Raw genomic sequence first — 3,954 nt, forward strand, 5'->3', positions numbered from 1 at the left:
GCCCGACTGGGACGGCCGGCCGGCGCAGTCCGGAGAGGGGTGTCCGCAGCACCGTCGCGGGCACCCCTCCTCCCGCCCTTGCAAAGTTAGTGAGTAGTCGCTAACTTCATGTCCATGGTGAGGATGAGCGCAGAGGAGCGGCGCGAGAGCGTCATCCGCGCGGCGATGTACGAATTCGCCCGCGGCGGGTACCACGGCACCTCGACCGAGGCGATCGCCAAGCGCGTCGGCGTCTCCCAGCCGTACCTCTTCCGACTCTTCCCCAACAAGCAGGCGATCTTCGTCGCGGCCGCCACCCGGTGCCTGGAGGACACCCGTCGGGTCTTCGAGCGGGCCGCCGACGGGCTGCACGGCGCCGAGGCGCTCGCCGCCATGGCCGGGGCGTACAGCCGGCTGATCGCCGAGGACCCCGACAAGCTCCAGCTCCAGATGCAGATCTACGTCGCCGTGGCCGACGCCGAGAGGGCCGGAGACCCGGAGTTCGGCGAACTGGTCCGGGCCGGCTGGCTCAGGCTCTGGGACACCGTCCACCTGCCGCTCGGCGGGGACGTCCACGAGACCACCACCTTCATGGCGCACGGCATGCTCATCAACACCCTGGCCGCCATGGGGTTCCCGTCCGGGCACCGGGTCTGGGCGGGACTGCGCCCCGCGGTCGGGGAGGGTTCGTAGGTCCGGCGCGCCGGGCCGGGCGTACCCGCCCCCTCTTCGCTTGCGCGCGAAAGTTAGTCATCAATAACTAACCGGCTTTTCCTCCTGTCCGTGCACGACCGTACGAAGGAGCTCCGCCATGCCCGACATGCCCTGGACCACCCCGACCCCACCCGCCCCCGACGCCGAGGTCTACGTCATGGCCTCCCGGTTCGAGACGAAGACCCTGCTCGGAGCCTTCCGCTTCCTCCTCAGGTCGCCCGGGATCGTCCTGCAGATCCGCAAGGCCCCGGGCGCCCACGGCGCCGCCCTCCGGGCCCGGGTCGGCGCCCGGACCTTCCTCACCCTCTCGGCCTGGGAGAACCGCGACGCCCTCTACCGGTTCGCCGGCAGCGAGCCGCACCGCTCCAACTCGCGCGCCGCCGCCGCGTTCATGAAGGATTCGGCCTTCACCTTCTGGACCGCCCCGGCCTCCGCCCTCCCCGTCACCTGGGCGGAAGCCGAGCGCCGGCTCGACGCGCAGCGGGCCCGCCACTGACCGCCGGGACGCACGGTCCGTGGCCCCGCCGGGAAGCCGTGGCCGCGGACCGTACTCTTGTCCACGTGCAGGAACTCCACGACGCCCCCCTCGCCCCGCTGACCACCTTCCGCCTCGGCGGTCCCGCCACCCGTCTGGTCACCGCGACCACTGATGACGAAGTGGTCGAGACCGTCCGCGCCGCGGACGAGAGCGGCACCCCGCTCCTCGTCATCGGCGGCGGCAGCAACCTGGTCATCGGCGACCGCGGCTTCGACGGCACCGCCCTGCGCATCGCCACCACCGGCTTCCACCTCGACGGCACCACCCTGGAGCTCGCCGCCGGCGAGAACTGGTCCGACGCCGTCGCCCGTACCGTCGAGGCGGGCCTCGCCGGCATCGAATGCCTCGCCGGAATCCCCGGCTCCGCCGGCGCGACCCCGATCCAGAACGTCGGCGCGTACGGCCAGGAAGTCTGCGACACCATCACCGAGGTCGTCGCCTACGACCGCACCCGCCGCGAGACGGTCACCCTGACCGCAGCCGAGTGCGCCTTCTCGTACCGCGACAGCCTCTTCAAGCACCAGCCCGACCGGTACGTGGTCCTGCGCGTCCGCTTCGCCCTGGAGGACGCCGGCGGCCTGTCCGCGCCGATCAAGTACCCCGAGACGGCCCGCGCCCTCGGCGTCGAGGCCGGCGACCGCGTCCCCGCCGCCGTCGCCCGCGAGACCGTGCTGCGCCTGCGCGCCGGCAAGGGCATGGTCCTCGACCCCGCCGACCACGACACCTGGTCCGCCGGCTCGTTCTTCCACAACCCGATCCTGACCGACGAGGCCTACGCCGCCTTCCTCGCCCGCGTCCAGGACCGCCTCGGTGCCGACACCAACCCGCCCGCCTACCCGGCCGGCGCGGGCCGTACGAAGACGAGCGCCGCCTGGCTCATCGACAAGGCCGGCTTCACCAAGGGCTACGGCACCGGCCCCGCCCGGATCTCCACCAAGCACACCCTCGCCCTCACCAACCGCGGCGACGCCACCACCGAGGACCTGCTCACCCTGGCCCGCGAGGTCGTCGCAGGCGTCCACGCCGCCTTCGGCGTCACCCTGGTCAACGAGCCGGTGACGGTCGGCGTCAACCTCTGAGGAGACCCGGCCGCCATGCTCTGTCCTCGGCACGGGGCCGGTACGGACCCCACCCGCCTGGTGGGACGGACGATCAGCCGCATCGTCGCGTCCTGGCACGTCTACGAGGGCGAACGCTCCGAGGTGCCCCTCGACGTCTGGCTCATCGACAGCGAGGGCGACTCCACCAGGATCAGCACCGGGTCCGACGGCTGCCTGATCGTCGAGTCCGCCGCCCCCCACGAGCCGTACGACATGGGGGAGTGGGGCCGCATCGAGGTCGGCGACGACCTCGGCGAGCACCTCTTCCTGCGCCACCTCGGCGACACCGTGGCACGGGTGTCCGAATGCGTGTCGCCAGGGATTGGGCGCACCCACCTGGAGATCGGCTTCGGCGACGGCGACGTCGACGGCGACCGCGTCCGGGCCGACTGCTGGATGGGTGACCTGCGGCTCACCCGCTGACCAGCAGGCGGCTAGGCCGCCAGCCAGTGGTCGATCCCGGTCAGCAGCTTGTCCTGCACGTCGTACGGCGCGGCCGAACCCCGCACCGACTGGCGGGCCAGCTCCGCGAGCTCCGCGTCCGTGAACCCGTGGTGGCGGCGGGCGATCTCGTACTGCGCCGCCAGCCGGGCCCCGAACAGCAGCGGGTCGTCCGCGCCCAGCGCCATCGGCACCCCCGCTTCGAACAGCGTGCGCAGCGGGACGTCCTCAGGCCGCTGGTACACCCCCAGCGCCACGTTGGAGGCGGGGCACACCTCACAGGTGACCCCCGCCTCGGCGAGCCGGCGCAGCAGCCGGGGGTCCTCGGCCGCACGCACCCCGTGCCCGATCCGTGCCGCGTGCAGATCGTCCAGGCAGTCCCGGACGGAGGAAGGGCCGGTCAGCTCACCGCCGTGCGGCGCCGCCAGCAAGCCCCCCTCCCGGGCGATGGCGAAGGCCCGGTCGAAGTCGCGGGCCATGCCGCGGCGCTCGTCGTTCGACAGGCCGAAACCGACGATGCCGCGGTCGGCGTAGCGGACGGCCAGGCGGGCGAGGGTCCGGGCGTCGAGGGGGTGCTTCATGCGGTTGGCCGCGATCAGCACGCGGATGCCGAGCCCCGTGTGGCGGGAGGCCGACTCGACCGCGTCCAGGATGACCTCGACCGCCGGGATCAGGCCGCCCAGGTGCGGGGCGTACGAGGTCGGGTCGACCTGGATCTCCAACCAGCCGCAGCCGTCGCGGACGTCCTCCTCCGCGGCCTCGCGGACCAGGCGCTGGATGTCCTCGGGCTGCCGCAGGCAGGAACGGGCGGCGTCGTAGAGCCGCTGGAAGCGGAACCAGCCGCGCTCGTCGGTGGCGCGGAGCTTCGGTGGCTCGCCGCCGGTCAGCGCGTCGGTCAGGGCCTCGGGCAGGCGCACGCCGTACTTGTCGGCGAGCTCCAGCAGGGTCGACGGCCGCATGGACCCGGTGAAGTGAAGGTGCAGATGGGCTTTCGGCAGAAGCGTCAGATCGCGTACGTGCTCCATCAGCTGATCCTGCCGTACCCGTCACCCGTTCGGCACCGGATTCCCTGAACGGGACCTTGCCCGAACGCAAAAACGCGTCTCCCCGTCGGGGACCGGACACACAGCCGCGGACCCCGGGAAGAAAAAGGAGCGGCGCCGCCCCCGCTGGGGACCGCGC

Annotated in this window: 5 protein-coding genes; 4 read left to right on the top strand and 1 reads right to left on the bottom strand. The window is 72.6% G+C overall.

Features of this window, described 5'->3' with window-relative positions:
• Nucleotides 1-114 precede the first annotated feature (114 nt).
• The 4 genes from ACFV7Q_RS38440 to ACFV7Q_RS38455 all read left to right on the top strand — a co-directional run bounded on the left by ACFV7Q_RS38440 (nt 115) and on the right by ACFV7Q_RS38455 (nt 2,754).
• Nucleotides 115-672, top strand: coding sequence for a TetR/AcrR family transcriptional regulator (locus ACFV7Q_RS38440; RefSeq protein ID WP_385435601.1), 558 nt, complete (start codon nt 115-117; stop codon nt 670-672).
• A 118-nt stretch (nt 673-790) separates the two neighbouring features.
• On the top strand, nt 791-1,189 hold the full coding sequence (locus ACFV7Q_RS38445) for a DUF3291 domain-containing protein (protein ID WP_385435602.1): 399 nt from the start codon (nt 791-793) through the stop codon (nt 1,187-1,189).
• Between the two features lie 38 nt (nt 1,190-1,227).
• On the top strand, nt 1,228-2,310 hold the full coding sequence (locus tag ACFV7Q_RS38450; protein WP_385435603.1) for a UDP-N-acetylmuramate dehydrogenase: 1,083 nt from the start codon (nt 1,228-1,230) through the stop codon (nt 2,308-2,310).
• A 15-nt stretch (nt 2,311-2,325) separates the two neighbouring features.
• Complete coding sequence (locus tag ACFV7Q_RS38455) at nt 2,326-2,754, top strand: hypothetical protein (protein ID WP_385435604.1); 429 nt, start codon at nt 2,326-2,328, stop codon at nt 2,752-2,754.
• Nucleotides 2,755-2,765: 11 nt separating this feature from the next.
• On the opposite strand, the gene ACFV7Q_RS38460 is transcribed toward ACFV7Q_RS38455, so the two are convergent.
• A complete protein-coding gene (locus ACFV7Q_RS38460) occupies nt 2,766-3,797 on the bottom strand; it encodes an adenosine deaminase (protein ID WP_385435605.1) in 1,032 nt (343 codons plus the stop codon).
• Nucleotides 3,798-3,954 lie beyond the last annotated feature (157 nt).

Source organism: Streptomyces sp. NPDC059851 (genome assembly GCF_042732005.1).
Classification (GTDB): Bacteria; Actinomycetota; Actinomycetes; order Streptomycetales; family Streptomycetaceae; genus Streptomyces.